General features: G+C 41.5%; 13 protein-coding genes. 10 read left to right on the top strand and 3 right to left on the bottom strand.

Features of this window, described 5'->3' with window-relative positions:
* Positions 1-37: 37 nt before the first annotated feature.
* The 3 genes from gltB to D9T12_RS11025 all read left to right on the top strand — a co-directional run bounded on the left by gltB (position 38) and on the right by D9T12_RS11025 (position 6,549).
* Positions 38-4,528, top strand: coding sequence for a glutamate synthase large subunit (gene gltB, locus D9T12_RS11015; protein WP_130538216.1), 4,491 nt, complete (start codon positions 38-40; stop codon positions 4,526-4,528).
* A 21-nt stretch (positions 4,529-4,549) separates the two neighbouring features.
* Positions 4,550-5,959: an FAD-dependent oxidoreductase gene (locus D9T12_RS11020; RefSeq protein ID WP_130538217.1), complete on the top strand. Its 1,410-nt coding sequence runs from the start codon at positions 4,550-4,552 to the stop codon at positions 5,957-5,959.
* A gap of 134 nt (positions 5,960-6,093) precedes the next feature.
* A complete protein-coding gene (locus D9T12_RS11025; RefSeq protein WP_130538218.1) occupies positions 6,094-6,549 on the top strand; it encodes a hypothetical protein in 456 nt (151 codons plus the stop codon).
* 60 nt (positions 6,550-6,609) lie between these two features.
* Here the strand turns inward: D9T12_RS11025 and D9T12_RS11030 are convergent, their stop codons facing one another.
* The gene (locus tag D9T12_RS11030) at positions 6,610-7,125 is read right to left on the bottom strand and encodes a DsrE family protein (protein WP_240693183.1); all 516 of its coding nucleotides are present in this window, start codon (positions 7,123-7,125) and stop codon (positions 6,610-6,612) included.
* 485 nt (positions 7,126-7,610) lie between these two features.
* On the opposite strand from D9T12_RS11030, the gene D9T12_RS11035 reads away from it, so the two are divergent.
* The 5 genes from D9T12_RS11035 to D9T12_RS11050 all read left to right on the top strand — a co-directional run bounded on the left by D9T12_RS11035 (position 7,611) and on the right by D9T12_RS11050 (position 12,368).
* Positions 7,611-8,792, top strand: coding sequence for a multidrug effflux MFS transporter (locus D9T12_RS11035; RefSeq protein ID WP_130538219.1), 1,182 nt, complete (start codon positions 7,611-7,613; stop codon positions 8,790-8,792).
* Positions 8,793-9,463: 671 nt separating this feature from the next.
* Complete coding sequence (locus D9T12_RS12440) at positions 9,464-9,610, top strand: hypothetical protein (protein ID WP_165395102.1); 147 nt, start codon at positions 9,464-9,466, stop codon at positions 9,608-9,610.
* 155 nt (positions 9,611-9,765) lie between these two features.
* Positions 9,766-10,818, top strand: coding sequence for a ChaN family lipoprotein (locus D9T12_RS11040; RefSeq protein WP_130538220.1), 1,053 nt, complete (start codon positions 9,766-9,768; stop codon positions 10,816-10,818).
* A 217-nt stretch (positions 10,819-11,035) separates the two neighbouring features.
* On the top strand, positions 11,036-12,034 hold the full coding sequence (locus tag D9T12_RS11045) for a sodium-dependent bicarbonate transport family permease (protein WP_130538221.1): 999 nt from the start codon (positions 11,036-11,038) through the stop codon (positions 12,032-12,034).
* A 13-nt stretch (positions 12,035-12,047) separates the two neighbouring features.
* Positions 12,048-12,368: a P-II family nitrogen regulator gene (locus D9T12_RS11050; RefSeq protein ID WP_130538222.1), complete on the top strand. Its 321-nt coding sequence runs from the start codon at positions 12,048-12,050 to the stop codon at positions 12,366-12,368.
* Positions 12,369-12,465: 97 nt separating this feature from the next.
* Here D9T12_RS11050 and D9T12_RS11055 read toward each other — a convergent pair whose 3' ends face one another.
* Together D9T12_RS11055 and D9T12_RS11060 are read right to left on the bottom strand one after the other, a co-directional pair.
* Complete coding sequence (locus D9T12_RS11055; protein ID WP_130538223.1) at positions 12,466-13,455, bottom strand: 2-hydroxyacid dehydrogenase; 990 nt, start codon at positions 13,453-13,455, stop codon at positions 12,466-12,468.
* 52 nt (positions 13,456-13,507) lie between these two features.
* The gene (locus tag D9T12_RS11060) at positions 13,508-14,584 is read right to left on the bottom strand and encodes a GGDEF domain-containing protein (protein ID WP_130538224.1); all 1,077 of its coding nucleotides are present in this window, start codon (positions 14,582-14,584) and stop codon (positions 13,508-13,510) included.
* A gap of 402 nt (positions 14,585-14,986) precedes the next feature.
* Here D9T12_RS11060 and D9T12_RS11065 point away from each other — a divergent pair, with 402 nt between their 5' ends.
* Complete coding sequence (locus tag D9T12_RS11065; RefSeq protein WP_130538225.1) at positions 14,987-15,376, top strand: Gfo/Idh/MocA family oxidoreductase; 390 nt, start codon at positions 14,987-14,989, stop codon at positions 15,374-15,376.
* Between the two features lie 192 nt (positions 15,377-15,568).
* Positions 15,569-16,909, top strand: a complete 1,341-nt coding sequence (locus tag D9T12_RS11070) for a sensor domain-containing diguanylate cyclase (RefSeq protein ID WP_165395103.1) — start codon at positions 15,569-15,571, stop codon at positions 16,907-16,909.
* Positions 16,910-16,964 lie beyond the last annotated feature (55 nt).

The raw sequence follows: 16,964 nt of genomic DNA on the forward strand, positions 1-16,964 counted from the left end.
TGAGTTTAAGCATGAAATGACAAACAGGAAACTGATTATGAATCCATTACAATCGCACGCAGGCTTGGATTTAACAGGCCTCTACTCTCCAGAGTTTGAGAAGGAGAACTGTGGATTTGGTTTGATCGCCAATATGGACGACAAACCGAGTCACTGGGTCGTACAAACCGCCATTGAATCTCTCGCGAACATGACTCACCGCGGTGGTGTCGCCGCTGACTGTTGTACAGGTGATGGTTGTGGACTTCTAATCAAAAAACCACAGGCGTTTTTAGAAAGCGTTGCCGCAGATGCTGGCTTCAGCCTTTCAAGTATCTATGCCGCTGGGATGATTTTCCTAAACCAAGATTCAGCGAAAGCAGATTTGGCACGTTCAACACTGGAAGCCAAACTAACCGCAAAAGGTCTAAATGTTGCTGGATGGCGTAAAGTTCCAGTTCGTTCAGAGGTTTTAGGGGCACAAGCAGCAGGTATGGAGCCGTTAATTGAGCAGGTGTTTGTGAATGCACCAGACTCAATGAACGAAGCAGAATTCAATCGCTGTCTATTCACTGCTCGTCGCCAAACAGAAATGGAAATCGAACCACAAGACGCAACTTTTTATGTGGCTTCTCTAAATAGTCAACTGTTGGCCTATAAAGGCTTGGTTATGCCTCGTGAACTTCCAAAGTTCTATGCTGACCTAGAAAACGATGCATTTGCCTCGTCCGTCATTTCATATCACCAGCGTTTCTCAACTAACACGACACCACAATGGCGCCTAGCTCAACCTTTCCGTTTCCTAGCGCACAACGGTGAGTTGAATACCATTAAAGGTAACCGTAATTGGGCCTTAGCACGTCAACAGAAATTCGAAACTCCCTTACTGCCAGAGCTCGGCGAGCTAAAACCGTTGGTTGCTCAAACTGGCTCTGACTCCAACTCGCTGGATAACATGTTGGAAGTATTGATGATGGGTGACATGCACATCTTCCAAGCATTGCGCTTGTTAGTGCCGCCTGCGTGGCAGAACATTCCACACATGGATCCTGATAAAAAAGCCTTCCTAGAATATAACTCTATGCACATGGAGCCTTGGGATGGTCCGGCCGGCATGGTTCTTAACACGGGCAAATATGCGATTTGTGGTGTTGACCGAAATGGTCTGCGTCCAACGCGTTATGTCATTACCAAAGACCGCCACATCACTTTTGCATCTGAAATCGGTGTTTATAACTATGCGCCTGAAGATGTGGTTGAAAAAGGCCGCCTTAAGCCAGGCCAAATGATTGCGGTTGACCTTGAAAGCGGAACCCTATTAAAACCTGAAATCATTGATGACCAACTGAAAAACCAAAAGCCATACCGTGAATGGATGGACAAAGGTTACATGCATCTAGAAGAGAAACTGGATGACATCCAAGAAACCTTCAGTTGGGATGACAAAACTGCCGATATTTATCAGAAGTACTTCCAAGTGACTTTTGAAGAGCGTGATGCAGTCATTCGTGTGCTTGCAGAAGACGGTCAAGAAGCGACCGTTTCAATGGGTGACGATGCCCCACTTCCTGTGTTCTCACACAAAGCACGTTCAGTATTTGACTACTTCCGCCAAATGTTTGCTCAGGTCACTAACCCGCCAATCGATCCATTGCGTGAAAATATTGTTATGTCTCTAAATACCTGTTTCGGTAAAGAGCTAAACATGTTTGAAGAAGGCCCTGATCACGCACGTCGTTTGGAAGCTAGCTCGCCAATTCTTAGCCCAGCTATGATGCAACAATTGCTAAACTTGGAAGATGCTGATTATCAACATGAAGTCATTTCACTGCACTACAACCATGAAGAAAAAGGTTTAGAGCAAGCGATTAATGATGTTTGTTCTGCGGCTGAAAAAGCCTCTGCGGCTGGTAAAACTTTGTTAATCCTGAGTGATAACAATATTAAAAACGGTCAAGTCTCTATCCCTGCAATTATGGCGACAGGGGCGGTTCACCATCACTTGATCAATGTCGGCTTGCGTACAGAATCGAACATTATTGTCGAAACAGCAACCGCTCGTGACCCACATCATTTTGCGGTGCTATTCGGTTATGGTGCAACAGCAGTATTCCCTTACATGGCATATCAAGTGATTGACGACATGCGTCGCACCAAAGAGTTGGATCAAGAAATCACTCTAAATAAGTTTATTGCGAACTACCGTAAAGGGATTAACAAAGGGCTGTTCAAAATCCTTTCGAAAATGGGGATTTCAACGATTACCTCTTACCGTGGTTCCCAATTATTTGAAGCCGTTGGCTTGAGTTCTGAAATCGTAGACCTTTGTTTCACAGGAACACCTTCTCGTATCCAAGGGACAAACTTTGAACACCTTGAAATGGATCAACGTCGTTTAGCGTGGACAGCATTCAACCCTCGCAAGCCACTTGATCAAGGTGGGATTTTCAAATACGTTCACGGTGGTGAGTACCATGCATTCAATCCAGAAGTAGTGAACTCGATCCGTGAAGCGGTTCAGAAAAATGACCAAGCGTCTTATGACAAATTCCGTGAATTGGTTAATAACCGCCCTGCGATGACGATTCGAGACCTTTTCACCTTCAAAGAAGATACCAATGCTATTGATATCTCAGAAGTTGAACCTAAAGAGTCTATTTTCAAACGCTTTGATTCGGCTGGTATCTCTCTGGGAGCACTTTCTCCAGAAGCACACGAAGCATTGGCAACTGCTATGAATCGCTTAGGAGCACGTTCAAACTCGGGTGAAGGTGCAGAAGATCCTTCACGTTACGGCACAGAAAAAATGTCGAAGATTAAGCAGATTGCCTCTGGCCGTTTTGGAGTCACCGCTCACTACCTACGTAACGCGGAAGTGCTACAAATTAAAGTAGCGCAAGGTGCAAAACCAGGTGAAGGTGGTCAACTACCGGGCCACAAAGTTGATTTAACGATTGCAAAACTTCGTCATTCGGTTCCGGGCGTGACACTGATTTCTCCGCCTCCGCATCACGATATTTATTCGATTGAGGATTTGGCGCAGCTGATTTTCGACCTGAAGCAAATCAACCCGAATGCACTGGTTTCCGTCAAGCTGGTTGCTGAGCCAGGTGTCGGTACGATTGCAGCCGGTGTTGCAAAAGCGTACGCTGACTTAATCACTATCTCTGGTTACGACGGTGGTACCGGTGCCTCTCCAATGACCTCGGTAAAATATGCTGGTAACCCATTTGAAATGGGTCTTGCCGAAGCGCATCAAGTGCTTCGTGCCAACGATCTTCGTGGACAAGTCATCCTTCAGGCGGATGGTGGTCTGAAAACTGGTCTTGACGTGATTAAAGCAGCCATCCTAGGTGCCGAATCTTTTGGCTTCGGAACCGTGCCAATGATTGCACTAGGTTGTAAGTACCTACGTATCTGTCACTTGAATACTTGTGCAGTAGGTGTTGCGACACAAAACGAACGTCTGCGAAAAGAACACTTTGTTGGGCTACCTGAAATGGTCATGAACTACTTCCATTTTGTTGCTGAAGAAACTCGCGAATGGATGGCAAAATTAGGAGTACGCTCACTAGGTGAACTTGTTGGTCGTGTCGATTTATTGAAGATGATTGATGAGCCTCTGACAGAGAAACAGAAAAACATCGATCTATCTGCATTCATGACTGATGGTGGCGTTCCTGCGGATAAACCACAAACGGTTCAAGTGAATAAGAACAATCCATGGGATCACGGCCATATTGCTGAAGAAATGGTTCAAGCAACCTTGCCAGCAATTGAGGCGAAATCTGGTGGAACTTTCGAGTTTAACTTGGTGAATACAGGCCGCTCTATCGGTGCACGTGTTGCGGGTGAAATCGCTCAGCGTTACGGTAACAATGGCATGAAAAACCAGCCAATTACGCTAAAACTGACGGGGATTGCTGGTCAGTCATTTGGTGTGTTTAACGTTGATGGTTTAAATCTTCATCTTGAAGGCGATGCCAATGACTACGTCGGTAAAGGAATGGCAGGCGGTGAAATCGTGATTCGCCCACCGGCCGGTAGTGTTTTCGATGCACGCAACACGCCAATCGTCGGTAATACCTGTCTTTACGGTGCAACAGGCGGTAAATTATTTGCCAATGGTACCGGTGGTGAGCGCTTCGGCGTTCGTAACTCGGGTGCTGTTGCCGTCACAGAAGGTCTTGGGGATCACGGTTGTGAATACATGACCGGTGGTACAGTGGTTTCTCTTGGACAGGTCGGTGTCAACTTCGGTGCCGGTATGTCAGGAGGGATGGCGTTCATCTTAGATCAAGACCGTACACTACCAGACCGCATTAACCCTGAAATGGTTGAAGCCATTCGTATTGATACGGAACAGACTGAAGCCTACCGCTTATACCTGAAAGACCTATTGACTGAATACGTTGAAAAAACCAACAGCCCATGGGGAACAGAAGTACTGAATAACTTCAGCCGCATGATTGGTGATTTCTGGTTAGTGAAATCTCGTTCAATTGATATCGAACACTTATTTGAACTGTTCGCTAAGCAAGCTGATTAAGGAAGTGGAAGGAATTTAAAAATGCCAAATGTAAGACAATTTTTAGAATTAAACCGCCAGCTTCCTGAAAAGAAGCCGGCTCAAGAACGCAAGGTCGAATTCAAAGAAATTTACGCACCTTTCGAAATGAAAGATGCAATGGCACAGGCAGATCGTTGTCTGCACTGTGGTAATCCATACTGCGAATTTGCCTGCCCTGTTCATAACTATATCCCAAACTGGTTGAAACTGGTTGCAGAGGGCAACATTATGGAAGCGGTTGAGATTTCCCATAAATCGAACTCTCTGCCAGAAATGTGTGGCCGTATCTGTCCACAAGACCGTTTGTGTGAACAAGCTTGTACTCTTGAAGACACCAACTTTGGTGCAGTCACTATCGGTCAGGTTGAGAAGTTCATTACTGATACCGCATTTGCAATGGGCTGGAAGCCTGATTTATCTGATGTGCAAATGACCGACAAAAAAGTTGCCATCGTAGGTGCAGGACCAGCTGGGATTGCTGCTGCAGACATTCTAATCCGTAATGGGGTTAAGCCGATTGTGTATGAGAAACAACCACAAATCGGTGGCCTACTCACTTTCGGTATTCCACAATTCAAATTGGATAAAGAAGTCGTACAAAAACGTCGAGAAATTCTTGAGTCCATGGGAATTGAATTCCATTGTGGCGTGGAAGTCGGTAAAGACATTCAGTTCCAAGAGCTGATCGATAACCATGATGCGGTTTTCCTTGGAATGGGTACCTACAAGCCAATGGCCGGTCGTTTTCCAGGTGAAGATCTTCCAGGTGTTTATAAAGCACTAGATTTCCTAATCGGCAATGTGAAAAACGTGCTCGGTTACGAAAACACACCAGAGCCTTACGTCTCAATGGAAGGCAAACGTGTCGTCGTTCTTGGTGGTGGTGACACCACGATGGACTGTACTCGTACTTCTATTCGTCAAGGTGCCGATGAAGTGTATTGTGTGTACCGTCGTGATGAAGAGAACATGCCTGGTTCGCGTGCTGAAGTGAAAAATGCGAAAGAGGAAGGTGTTCAATTCAAATTTAACCTATCGCCGGTTGAAGTCATCGGTGATGGTAAGGTCGAAGGCATCAAAGTTGTTCAAACTAAGATGGGTGAACCCGACGAAAACGGACGTCGCCGTGCAGAAATCGTTGAAGGATCTGAAGAAATCATTCCATGTGACGCTGTCATCGTGGCATTTGGTTTCCAACCAAACCCACCGGAATGGTTTAAAGATTTCAACATTGAACTGAATAACTGGAACGGTGTTATCGCTTCAGAAGATAGCCTATACCAATTCCAAACCTCAAACCCGAAAGTGTTTGCAGGTGGTGATATGGTTCGAGGTTCTTCACTAGTAGTAAATGCTATTGCAGAAGGTCGTAAAGCTGCAGAAGGTATGCTGGACTTTATGGAAGTGTAACACCCGTCTTAATGCTTAAGACCTATTACCCCAAAGCCCACTATGGTTTCCCCTTAGTGGGCTTTTTACATTCCTAATTTCTCCAATAAACATAAAGCTTCTTGGAAATCATCACGCAAAATTGAAAACTCACAATGACACAAAAAAACAACACCTCAACAAACATCAAAAACTTCTTTGAAGTACAAGTCGAAAATGGCTTCGCGACTCTAGTAAAAGCCGTGCGCCTTTTCTTTATCGCTTTTATGATTATTTATCTAATTGCATGCCTCTTTAGTATTTCGAACAAACTGTATGAGTTTATTTTGATGCAAGGCACCTTAGACTTTCCATCAATGAAAATTCTTCTCACTGACGCCCTATTTACGCTTATCGTGCTTGCCATTGTAAAAGCACTTTTTATAAACGATAGCTTTGTCTACGCATTAACGTTTCTTGAAATTGCCTTTGTGGTCGTCATTCGAAAACTTATTCTTCTTGACACTATTCCTGAAGAAAACTGGACATTATTGATACTCGGTTTAATTTCAACGTCGTTTTTTATTTTGATAATTTATATCCATAATTTAAAACGACGCTGGCAGGAATAATTTTTTAAGCAAATTTTCAAACACTTAAAAAATACAACCTAACATCAAGGCGATAAAAATTTAGTCATACACGGGCACAAGACTATACCCTTGCGCCTGCCACCCCATCACGGATAAAAAACCTGAACGAACAGCTTTAATACCTGGCAACAAGGTATCGTTATCAACGTTAAAGGCACGCGTCGCGGCAGAACACACTTCCATCTTCACGCCTAGACTAACCAGCTTTTCGATTTGCGCTGCAACATCATCTAAAACTGGCCCATATTCCAACTCAACGTCTTCAGCTGGCTTTGTCGTAATAAACTTGACTGCACTCGCAATAAAAATAATTCGTTGATGAGGTTCAACACCTTCTTTAATTAAGTTAGCACGGTTTGACTCTATTCCCTTTAGGTAAACCAACATGGCCTTTGGATTGGACTTCCTAATATCATAAATAACATGCATCGTTTTTAAGCCATTCATGGCTTCTTCGTTATTCAATTCTTTTGCTACTACCTGCTGTGAAAAAAAGCCCGATAGCAAAATAAAGAACGCTAGTAAAGGCAACCCCATATATCTAGTCATTAACATCACTTACTCCTTTAAATAAAACCATAAAATGACTTAATTAATACTCAATTAATTATATCTCTTTCATTATGGTGCAAATTTTCTATCGTCGCCAATCAGCTTTTTTTATCAGACAAATATATAAACCTCTCTAAAAATCATTTATAGCACCACTTTATAGAAGCAGATTCATAGACATCTAAAATACATTGCCTACTAATCCAATTTAAATTAATTTGTTAAGTCACTCTGAGGTCATTTGATAAAATTGATATAAGTACAGCCCCAATTTCAAATATTACTACCTTCACATACAGGGCTCTAAACGAATACAAATATCGTCAAATTAAGAGATAATAAGACTTCTTTTTGTAGATTCTAATTCCTGTAAATTAACCTATTCAAGTAAAAATACTTCCTGAAGCTAAAAATAATTTACGATGAGATAAGAACACAGGTCTTATGCAGATAGACTGCTGCATAGACATTCGAATTTTAGGAAAAGCATGCATTCATTTCTTTTCATTTCAGTGGCTGCATTGATTGGAATATTAGCGCCTTTCAGCATTGACACCTACCTCCCTTCTTTTCCTGCGATTGAAGCCAGTTTGGATATAAGTCGCGAGCTATTAACGCAATCTTTGTCGATTTACCTTCTAAGTTTTGCCATCGCAACTTTAATATGGGGGCCTTTAAGTGACCGTTTTGGCCGACAACCGATTATTCTCGTCAGTTTAACCGGCTATTTTCTTGCCTCGGTGTTATGCGCGTTAGCCAATGATTTTCAACATTTACTGCTGGGTCGTGCTTTACAAGGAATTATGGCTGCGGGAAGTCTAATTGCTAGTCGTGCAATGGTTCGGGACTATTTTGATAGCATTGAAGCTCAGAGAGCAATGGCGCTTATGATGATGCTATTTTCAGCCGCACCAGCTGTAGCTCCAATAATCGGTGGTTATTTAGAAGTGAATTTTGGATGGCGGTCGGTGTTTGTATTTTTGGCACTTTATGGATTACTACTATTCTGCCTTGTAGGACTTAAAGTCTCTGAAACTCAGCTTAAAGGAACCACTCATTCACTTCATCCAAAAATAGTCGCTCAAAGCTACTGGTTAAGTTTGAAACATCCAACATTTTTAAAAATCGTGTTGGCTCAAGGCTGTTTAATGGGAGGATTTTTTTTATATGTTGCCGGTTCAACAAGCATCCTTTACGATCACCTCCACTTAGGAGAACAAGATTTTGGACAGTTCTTTGTTCCAATGGTCAGCGGAATTTTATTAGGTTCCTGGGTCGTTCACAGGTTCAGCCATACATTACCAGCCGGCAAACTGCTACAAATTGCCTTTGGAGTCAGTGTCTTTGCAGTCAGCTTAAATCTGTTTTTACAAACATCAGCGACTCCAAACATTTTCAGTGTCATGTTGCCAATTGCGCTCTATGCAATAGGTTTTTCAATGGCTAATCCTAGCCTAAGTATCTCTGGACTAGACTGTTTTCCAGAAAAACGGGGACTCGCCAGTGCCATGCAAAGCCTCTTTCAAATGGGTATTTCAGGCTTAGTCACCGCATTAGTTTTACCTTTTGTGCATCACAGCTTATTTCAAATGGCTTTCGCACAAGCACTACTTTTAGCCCTCGCCTTGCTTTTATGCAGACAAACCAATACAGAAGAAAGCGAACAATAAGCCTTTGAAACGAAATTTAGAATAAAAAAATTGAGGGCGTTTTCCATCACGAATAGAACATGACTATTTTTTTACTCATTTGTAGGTTTAAGTTTTTTTGTCCAAAAAAAAAGCAGCCCAGATTGCTCCAGACTGCCTTTTCTTGTTTAAGCGAAATTTTTAAAATAATTAAAGACCTTCAGATTGCTCTTTCAGTCTTATCTCATTTTCAGCAATAAAATCACACTTTAACTCTAGGGTATTGAAGTAAATAACCTAGCTAACTTGGAAGCGTTAACACCTCAAGCTGCTGCAAATGATAAACTGCTTTTGCTTTTGTCGCCAATAAAATCTGGCAATTTTGTTAATAGTTCCAGACTTCCTCATAAGTTCCACACTCAGCCAAATACTTTTTGAACTATTTAAAAATAGTTAACTACTCATAAAAACCAAAGTTAACCGCTTAGTTTCAGCCAAAAATACTTTTTTCCATCATTATCTTTCACCTAAATAAGAAAGGCTTTAGAAATTACCCTTTTAATATCAACACATTAGCATGTAACATTTTTGTAAATAAATTTTAATTATCCTTAATAAGTTTTTCTTATAAATTAATTGACAAGCGCTTCACGGACCAATACAATCATTAACAAATCTTATGGTTAATTAATTTTATTTATCTGGAGTTCATTATGAAACAGAATCGCGCACAACTTAAATCAATCGCTAAAAAAGGTTCAGACTTTCACGGCCTAAAAGAAGTCGCACTTTTATCCTCATTTTTACCAGTGGCTTTTTTAAGCTCACTTAGCTTTGTCTTCACAGGTGCAAGCCTGTAAGTCCGTTTGACCACTAAAAGTCAAACACAAGATGAAATTCACCGGCCGGTATTCTTTTCAAGTTCTACCGGCCGGTGAATTTTCACTTTATTGACAAACTTCTGATCGCATAAGCTTTAAAATCTTTAGACACTTAAGATTTTAGGAATGAGACTATGCGGTTACTCAAGTTCTTATCAGCCACAACCCTTTTCACAGCATTATTTGGCTGCCAAAACCAGCCCATTCATCACTCGCCACCCGAAAGCCAGTCTTTAAAAGACATTAATCTCACGCACGCCTATAGCCGAATAATTATCGATAGCCAATCGAACCGGCCGGTAAATATTTCTAAACTTGCCCAAAGCCTTAAAGACTATGATGTCGTGTTTATTGGCGAATACCACGGCAATCACGCGTCCCACCTTTTACAAATGCAACTGCAAAGCGAACTGTTTCAGTTAAGACCCAAACAAATACTCAGCATGGAAATGTTTGAACGCGATCAACAAACCATTCTAAATCGCTACCTGGACAGTGAAGTGGGTGAAAAATTTCTAATTAATGAAGCGCCTGCATGGCAGAACTATTCTGCGTCATACCGACCAATGGTTGAATTTGCCAAAGAGCATTTTATTCCAGTCGTTGCCGCAAACGCGCCAGGAGATATTGTTCGCTGCATTGGCCTGTATGGGAAAAGCTATATTGATTTATTACCGGCCGGTGAAAAAGCGTCAATTGCGCAACAATCTTTCTTAAATAATGAAGCTTACCAAACCAAGTTCTACGAATTTATGAAAGAAATGCGTCATGGAAAAATGGATGAAAAACGTAAAGCCAATAGTTTTGCCGCGCAACTCGCACGCGACAATACTATGGCAGAATCTATTTTAAGAGCCTTACAAGAAAATCCAATGCATCAAGTCATTCATCTGAATGGCAGCTTCCATAGCGAGGCTCACCTCGGCACAGTGGCACTCCTAAAACAACGAGACCCTAAGCTGAGGGTTGCTGTGATTACGCCAATTCGCATCGACGATCCTTTAGACCCTAAATGGTCTATAAACGACCTTACTAAAGGTGACTACATTTATCTCGTCCGCTCTCAGCCTGAAGAATATATTGATGCCAGCTACCGTCGAAAAGCCATGAAAAACATGTTTTCCAATGCCAAGGAAAAAGCGAAAAGCTGTTACATAAGTCAACCCTCAAATCAGACACCCGATTAACTTATTATCATAAATACAGATATAGATTAAATACTATAGGTAACCCAAAAACCTTCAATCCAACAGCCCTAAAATTTGCGTATGATGAAAATCGTTGAAATTAACAGCGTTGATTATTAACGAATTATGCACGCAAATCTGGCAACTGCCCTGTTTTGTAAAATCAAACGACAACAGTTTTTGGAGCTTGCTTCAAAAGATTGAACGGAGAAGTATCATGGGATTAGATAGTCTATTAATACCGGCAGTACTGTTTTTCGCGCTTGGGGTCTTTGCCAAGTTAATCAATTCAGATTTAAAGTTCCCTGAGGGAATGACTAAGGGGATAGGGATTTACCTCCTACTCGCCATTGGTCTTAAAGGGGGAATCGCCCTAAATGGAGCAGACCTAGGCTTAGCACTATCCAGTATTCTTTGGGGTGTGATTCTTGGTTTTGGTTTACCGTTAATCGGTTACTTTATTCTGCGCTTCAGAAACAAAATCAGTAAATTCGATGCTGCTGCCATTGCAGCTCACTATGGTTCCGTTAGTGCGGCAACGTTCTTAACCGCGGTCGCCTTTCTTGAAGTTTCAGGCGTCACTTACGAAACCTATCCGATTATCATGATGGTCATTATGGAGTCACCTGCGATTATCTTTGGTTTGGTGATTGCCGCCATGGTTCGCAAACAAATGGCAGCTGAAAATGTTCAAGGCGGACAAGCCGAACAGGTTAAAACCGAATGGGGACCACTGCTAAAAGAAGCCTTTACCAACGGTAGTGTGGTGGTTCTATTAGGAGCCATGGTCATCGGTGCGATTGCTTCACCTGAAGCCTTAGACAAAGTTAAGCCATTCACGCAAGAGATTTTCATGGGGGTGCTTTGTCTATTCTTACTCGACATGGGGATGGAAGCGGCGAAAAAAGCCGACACCCTTAAACAGGCAGGTGTGACTCTAGTGTCATTCGGTATTATCATGCCGTTAGTCGGCGGAACCATTGGGATGATGGTAGGAATTTCAATTCTTGGTTTCTCAGTTGGCGGCGCTTTCTTATTGGCTATTTTATCGGCCAGTGCGTCTTATATCGCCGTGCCACCGGTTATGCGTTATGGAGTGCCAGAGGCCAATTCCTCTTACTACCTAACTTTGTCTTTAGGGATTACCTTCCCATTCAATGTGGTCGTAGGGATTCCACTGTTCTATCAAATGACAACTATGTACGCTGCACTTTAAAAGGAGTTGAGTTATGCCACAGATGACGAAAGGAAAATCCGTTCATATTATCGTTAACGCTACTTTTGAAAGAGAGCTTATTAAGGTTCTAAAAGAAGCTGGCGCAACAGGTTACACACAAGTCGATGCAAGAGGGTTTGGCTACTCGGGAGTGCAGGATGGGCATTCCGAAGGTGAGTCGAATGTGCTGTTTATCGTCTTAACCACAGAAGAGAAGGCTCAAACCATTGAGAAAAAACTGGTGAGCTATATCAACCGTGGCTATCCGATCGTATCTTATATTACCGATGCGGATGTGTTAATGAACAACCGTTACAATAAACCCACACTTTAAAAAATATCGATCTAAACTAAATAAAACCGCGTTCACCAAGGTGTTCGCGGCTTTTTCATTTTAAATGCCAAGTCTTAAAACTATACCGGCCGGTAGATTAACCACGAACCACATTCACCAATTCTTTATCATCCATCAACGCCTGAATATTATCGCGCGTAGTTTCGGCGATATGGCGCAATGCTTCTTGGGTGAAGTACGCTTGATGCCCAGTAACCAGTACATTAGGAAAGGTCAGTAGGCGTTCAAAAATATCGTCTTGGATAATCTCGCAGGAATGATCTTCAAAAAACAACGCGCCTTCTTTTTCATACACATCCATCCCTAAATAACCGATTTGACCAGATTTTAGGTTTTCAACCAGCGACTCGGGCTCCATTAAAGCTCCTCGACCGGTATTGATTAACATGACACCCTTTTTCATTTTGGCAATGGAATCATTGTTAATCAGATGATTGGTTTCAGGAGTTAACGGGCAGTGCAAGCTAATCACATCCGCTTGAGCATAAATCTCATCCAGTTCAACTTGTTTTAATCCTAACTCGTCACAGGCTTCACATAAATATGGGTCGTATACCAACACATCGCAACCAAACGCTTTCATACGCTCGCCGACTAAACGACCAATTTTACCGGCTCCTATAATGCCGACTGTTTTACTGTGAAAATCAAAACCCAGCATACCGTTCAGTGCAAAATTACCCTCACGCACTCGGTTATAGGCTTTATAGAGCTTACGATTAAGCGCCAACATCAAGCCGATGGAGTGTTCTGCAACCGCATAGGGTGAATAGGCTGGCACTCTCGTAACCGCAACACCAAGTTTTTGGGCAGCCTCAAGATCCACATTGTTAAACCCAGCACAGCGCAACGCGACCATTTTGACACCATAACCAGCTAAAGTTTCCAAAATACTGGCATCAAGCTGATCGTTGACAAAAGCGGTAATCACATCTGCTTCTTGGGCATAAACAACGGTATGTTTATCCAAAACTGGCTCAACATATTCACTTTGCCAATCGGCCGGTAACGTTTTGCATAACTGTTGACGATCATAAATCTTGCAGCTAAACGACACCACTTTCATAACATTCTCCAGATTACTGAAATTAACTTCTTATATGACACTGCTATTAAAGCTATGACAACATTGAACATGGTAAAACTTTATTTTTGCCATCTCGCTTACCTTGATACAAGGCTTTATCGGCCTCAGCAATCAAATGATTCAAATCATGCCCTTTAACATATTCGCAAACCCCGATACAGGTCGTCACTGAATCCAAATCTTCAAAGTCCATTTCTTCAAGCATTTGATTTAACTTTTGGCACACCTGCAAGGCCTCATCTAATTTCGTATTGGGGAATAAAATTAAAAACTCCTCACCACCCCATCGACCAATATGTTCTGTTTTACGCAAGTGACTTTGTAGGCATTTGGAAACTTTTTGCAAAACCTTGTCGCCAACGTTGTGGCCATAGGTATCGTTGATTTTCTTAAAATCATCCAAATCTAAAACCGCCAAGCTAAAGGTTGAATCATACCTCTGTGCACGCTCAAACTCATCCTGCAAAATCTGCGTAATATGGCCGCGATTATGCAAACCAGTTAAAAAATCTTGCGTCGACAAAACTTTGAGTTTTTTAAGATGTTCCTCTTCCCTTTGCCGGTACAAAAACAGAGAGTGTTCATAAAAATAGATAATAATAATCAGGGCAGCCAATGCGATAGAAAGACGAGTCGCTGACTGAAATCCCCAATCACCTTCTTGCCAAATACCTATTCCCCAAAAGCTGATACTGACAATATAAACATAGTAGATGACACTGAGCATCAGTCCGCGACGCACACCAACTAGCGTCATCACAAATATTGGCAGAAAAACTACCCAAATAGCTCCAAAATTAATATTTTGGTTTATGGTGATAAAACTGGTTGTGACAAAGAAAATGCTCAGAGCCCCTACCCAAGAGGCCCATTCAATATTCTGGTGCTTCTTTAATCGGTAATAGGTATAGATAGGAACACCTGCTGCGAAAGCGTCAAAGGCAGCTAAGGGGTATTCTTTAAAGACAAAAATATTCAACACACACATGACCGCCATAGACGTTGCCATAATAATGAGTAGAGCATTGGTCATCTGTACCCGTCGTCGCTCATAAAAAGGTAATTCAGCCGACTGGGGATTAATCAGTTTAAAAAAGAAACGGTTCATTTTGATAGCTTAAAAATCTAGGTTTCGTTAATTTATCACATCAGTAGACAATCTAACTGTAAAAACAATACCTTAAAACTTGTCATGCATTAAGAATGAAGTCGCTAACCACTGATTGAATTTAACAAATGTGATTGAGCTGACAAAACACAATCAAACAGCTGAATTAATGAATTTTTCTACACATAAGAAATTTAAGGGACAAATCCCCATTAAAACCACAGGGTTTTTATACAATCTATTCTGAATTTGTTGAGGATGATTTTTAGGAACACGCTTCAACAATAGATACAACACATGGATATTAATCCGTATGCTCTTATCAAACCAGCAGAGCCTTGCGTAAGTACTTACACTAACGACAGATTGAAACCAATGCAAGCTCTCTAAAGGAATGAACGAATGAAACAAATTTCAGTACTGATGATTGGCCTTGGTAGAATCGGAGGAAAGTTTTTTGAACAGTTCTCACAAATCAGTGACAGTCGCATCAAAATCGTTGCCGTCAGTGAATCAAATATGTCCAATGGCCTGATTGATGAAGCAAACGATTTAGGAATACCTAATTACCCAGATTTTGAAGAAGCGATTAGGGAATTCGGTGAAGAAATCGACATTATTATGGACACGTCTAATCGACCAGAACTGAAAGCACAAATGCGTAAACTTCTTCAAGAAACCGAAAACAACCATACCGTCATCGTTCCAATGGTTGTTGATTACTTAATGTGGTATTTGTTACCCGATGCAGAAGATATTCCGCAAGAACATCATAAAAATATTGGTTATTAATCCTCGTCATACTCTTTGCCAAACTGCCTGAAAATGGATGACAACCACGATCGGGCAGTTTTACTTCCTGAAAAGAGTGACCCGCCTCATTATTGTTAATACCTAACAAAGCCTTTAAGATATAAGGATATTCAACTTCTATTTAGAGTTCGAACATTAATGGCTAATCTCCCAGTGTTTAAAAGAAAAATCATGACCCATTCGACCGACTTGTCTAGTCAATCGGAAATGGTTCAATCACTCGATGTTGACGGTAATGTACTGGAGGTCAGTCCACAATGGCTAGCCTATACTGGCTACAAACAAGAAGAGGTCATTGGTAAACACTTTACAGAATTCATAGATAAAACCTCTTTAGAGCAGGTCAAACTCAACTTCCCCCACCTAAAAGACTACGGATTTGTCGATAATGTTCCTCTTACATTAATCCACAACGATGGCGTGAATGAAGCCACTATTTTGAACGGATCTTCCAGCTATGATGAAAATGGACAATTCCTTCAAACGTTTTGTGAACTCCGCACGCTAGATTATTTCAAAAATTCCAATATCGCCCTGATTACCCTATTAGAAAAAGAACGTTTCTTTAAAATCATTCTGAACCTTAAAGCCAATATTGCTGGTCTAATTGCTCAAGATTGGGAGTACACAGAGTTTTTAAGAGAACTAGAGTTAATCTTTCAAGAACCGGCTGAGATCAAAACAACCTGCACTGGTATTCATATATCAAAACAGGCATTAAGAGAAAAAATTGAGCTTGAACTCAAATCATTTGAACAAAAAAACCAAATCAGCGATAAGATTTATACCTATGATTGCCAGCAACTCTCAGAAAAATTTGCCATTGAAGCCGCAGACTTTTTGATTGTCATGAATCTCAAAAACCCAATGGTTGAAGAAAATCAATCAACGATTTTATTAGCAATAAAATCCAATATTGAACAAATGACTTGGGTAGCAGCTTTTCAAGGCATTGTGAATACTCTTGAAAGTGCTTTTTCAGCCTTTAAAAACCGAATTGAAAAAGCGCAATTAATTGAAGAACTTAAATCGCTGGCATCAACAGACTCACTCACCGGACTCTACAACCGCCAAAAACTGAAAAATGTGCTAACAAACGCGCAAGATATTTTTGAGCGTTACCATCGCCCGTTTAGTTGCATTATGCTGGATATTGACAACTTTAAGCAGATTAACGACCAACTGGGACACTCAAAAGGTGACGAAGTACTAGTCTCCATTGCTCAAACGCTACAAATTCACTCTCGTAAAACGGACACTGTTGCCCGTTGGGGTGGGGAAGAGTTTTTGATTGTGCTGCCTGAAACCCAAGCAGACCAAGCATCTATACTCGCAAACACCTTATGTAAACAAATACAGGATCTTAAAATCGATAAACTTAAAACATGCAGTGCAAGTTTTGGAGTTACCGAATTCACGCAATCGGATTCCATCGACACGATGCTCATTCGCGTTGATAAAGCCCTATACCAAGCTAAATACCAAGGAAAACACCAGGTGGTTACCCTCTAAGCTTTCCTCGTCAAACGTACCCAACCTATTGAATTCACGGTTATTGGAACCATTG

It is taken from the genome of Thiomicrorhabdus indica (genome assembly GCF_004293625.1).
Classification (GTDB): domain Bacteria; phylum Pseudomonadota; class Gammaproteobacteria; order Thiomicrospirales; family Thiomicrospiraceae; genus Thiomicrorhabdus; species Thiomicrorhabdus indica.

Bases quoted from the DNA above. Each gene is read 5' to 3' on its own strand.
- gltB (WP_130538216.1), top strand. From the start codon at position 38: ATGAATCCATTACAATCGCACGCAGGCTTGGATTTAACAGGCCTCTAC.
- D9T12_RS11060 (WP_130538224.1), bottom strand. From the start codon at position 14,584: ATGAACCGTTTCTTTTTTAAACTGATTAATCCCCAGTCGGCTGAATTA.
- D9T12_RS11065 (WP_130538225.1), top strand. From the start codon at position 14,987: ATGAAACAAATTTCAGTACTGATGATTGGCCTTGGTAGAATCGGAGGA.
- D9T12_RS11030 (WP_240693183.1), bottom strand. From the start codon at position 7,125: ATGTTAATGACTAGATATATGGGGTTGCCTTTACTAGCGTTCTTTATT.
- D9T12_RS11055 (WP_130538223.1), bottom strand. From the start codon at position 13,455: ATGAAAGTGGTGTCGTTTAGCTGCAAGATTTATGATCGTCAACAGTTA.
- D9T12_RS11040 (WP_130538220.1), top strand. From the start codon at position 9,766: ATGCGGTTACTCAAGTTCTTATCAGCCACAACCCTTTTCACAGCATTA.
- D9T12_RS12440 (WP_165395102.1), top strand. From the start codon at position 9,464: ATGAAACAGAATCGCGCACAACTTAAATCAATCGCTAAAAAAGGTTCA.
- D9T12_RS11070 (WP_165395103.1), top strand. From the start codon at position 15,569: ATGACCCATTCGACCGACTTGTCTAGTCAATCGGAAATGGTTCAATCA.
- D9T12_RS11045 (WP_130538221.1), top strand. From the start codon at position 11,036: ATGGGATTAGATAGTCTATTAATACCGGCAGTACTGTTTTTCGCGCTT.
- D9T12_RS11020 (WP_130538217.1), top strand. From the start codon at position 4,550: ATGCCAAATGTAAGACAATTTTTAGAATTAAACCGCCAGCTTCCTGAA.
- D9T12_RS11035 (WP_130538219.1), top strand. From the start codon at position 7,611: ATGCATTCATTTCTTTTCATTTCAGTGGCTGCATTGATTGGAATATTA.
- D9T12_RS11025 (WP_130538218.1), top strand. From the start codon at position 6,094: ATGACACAAAAAAACAACACCTCAACAAACATCAAAAACTTCTTTGAA.
- D9T12_RS11050 (WP_130538222.1), top strand. From the start codon at position 12,048: ATGCCACAGATGACGAAAGGAAAATCCGTTCATATTATCGTTAACGCT.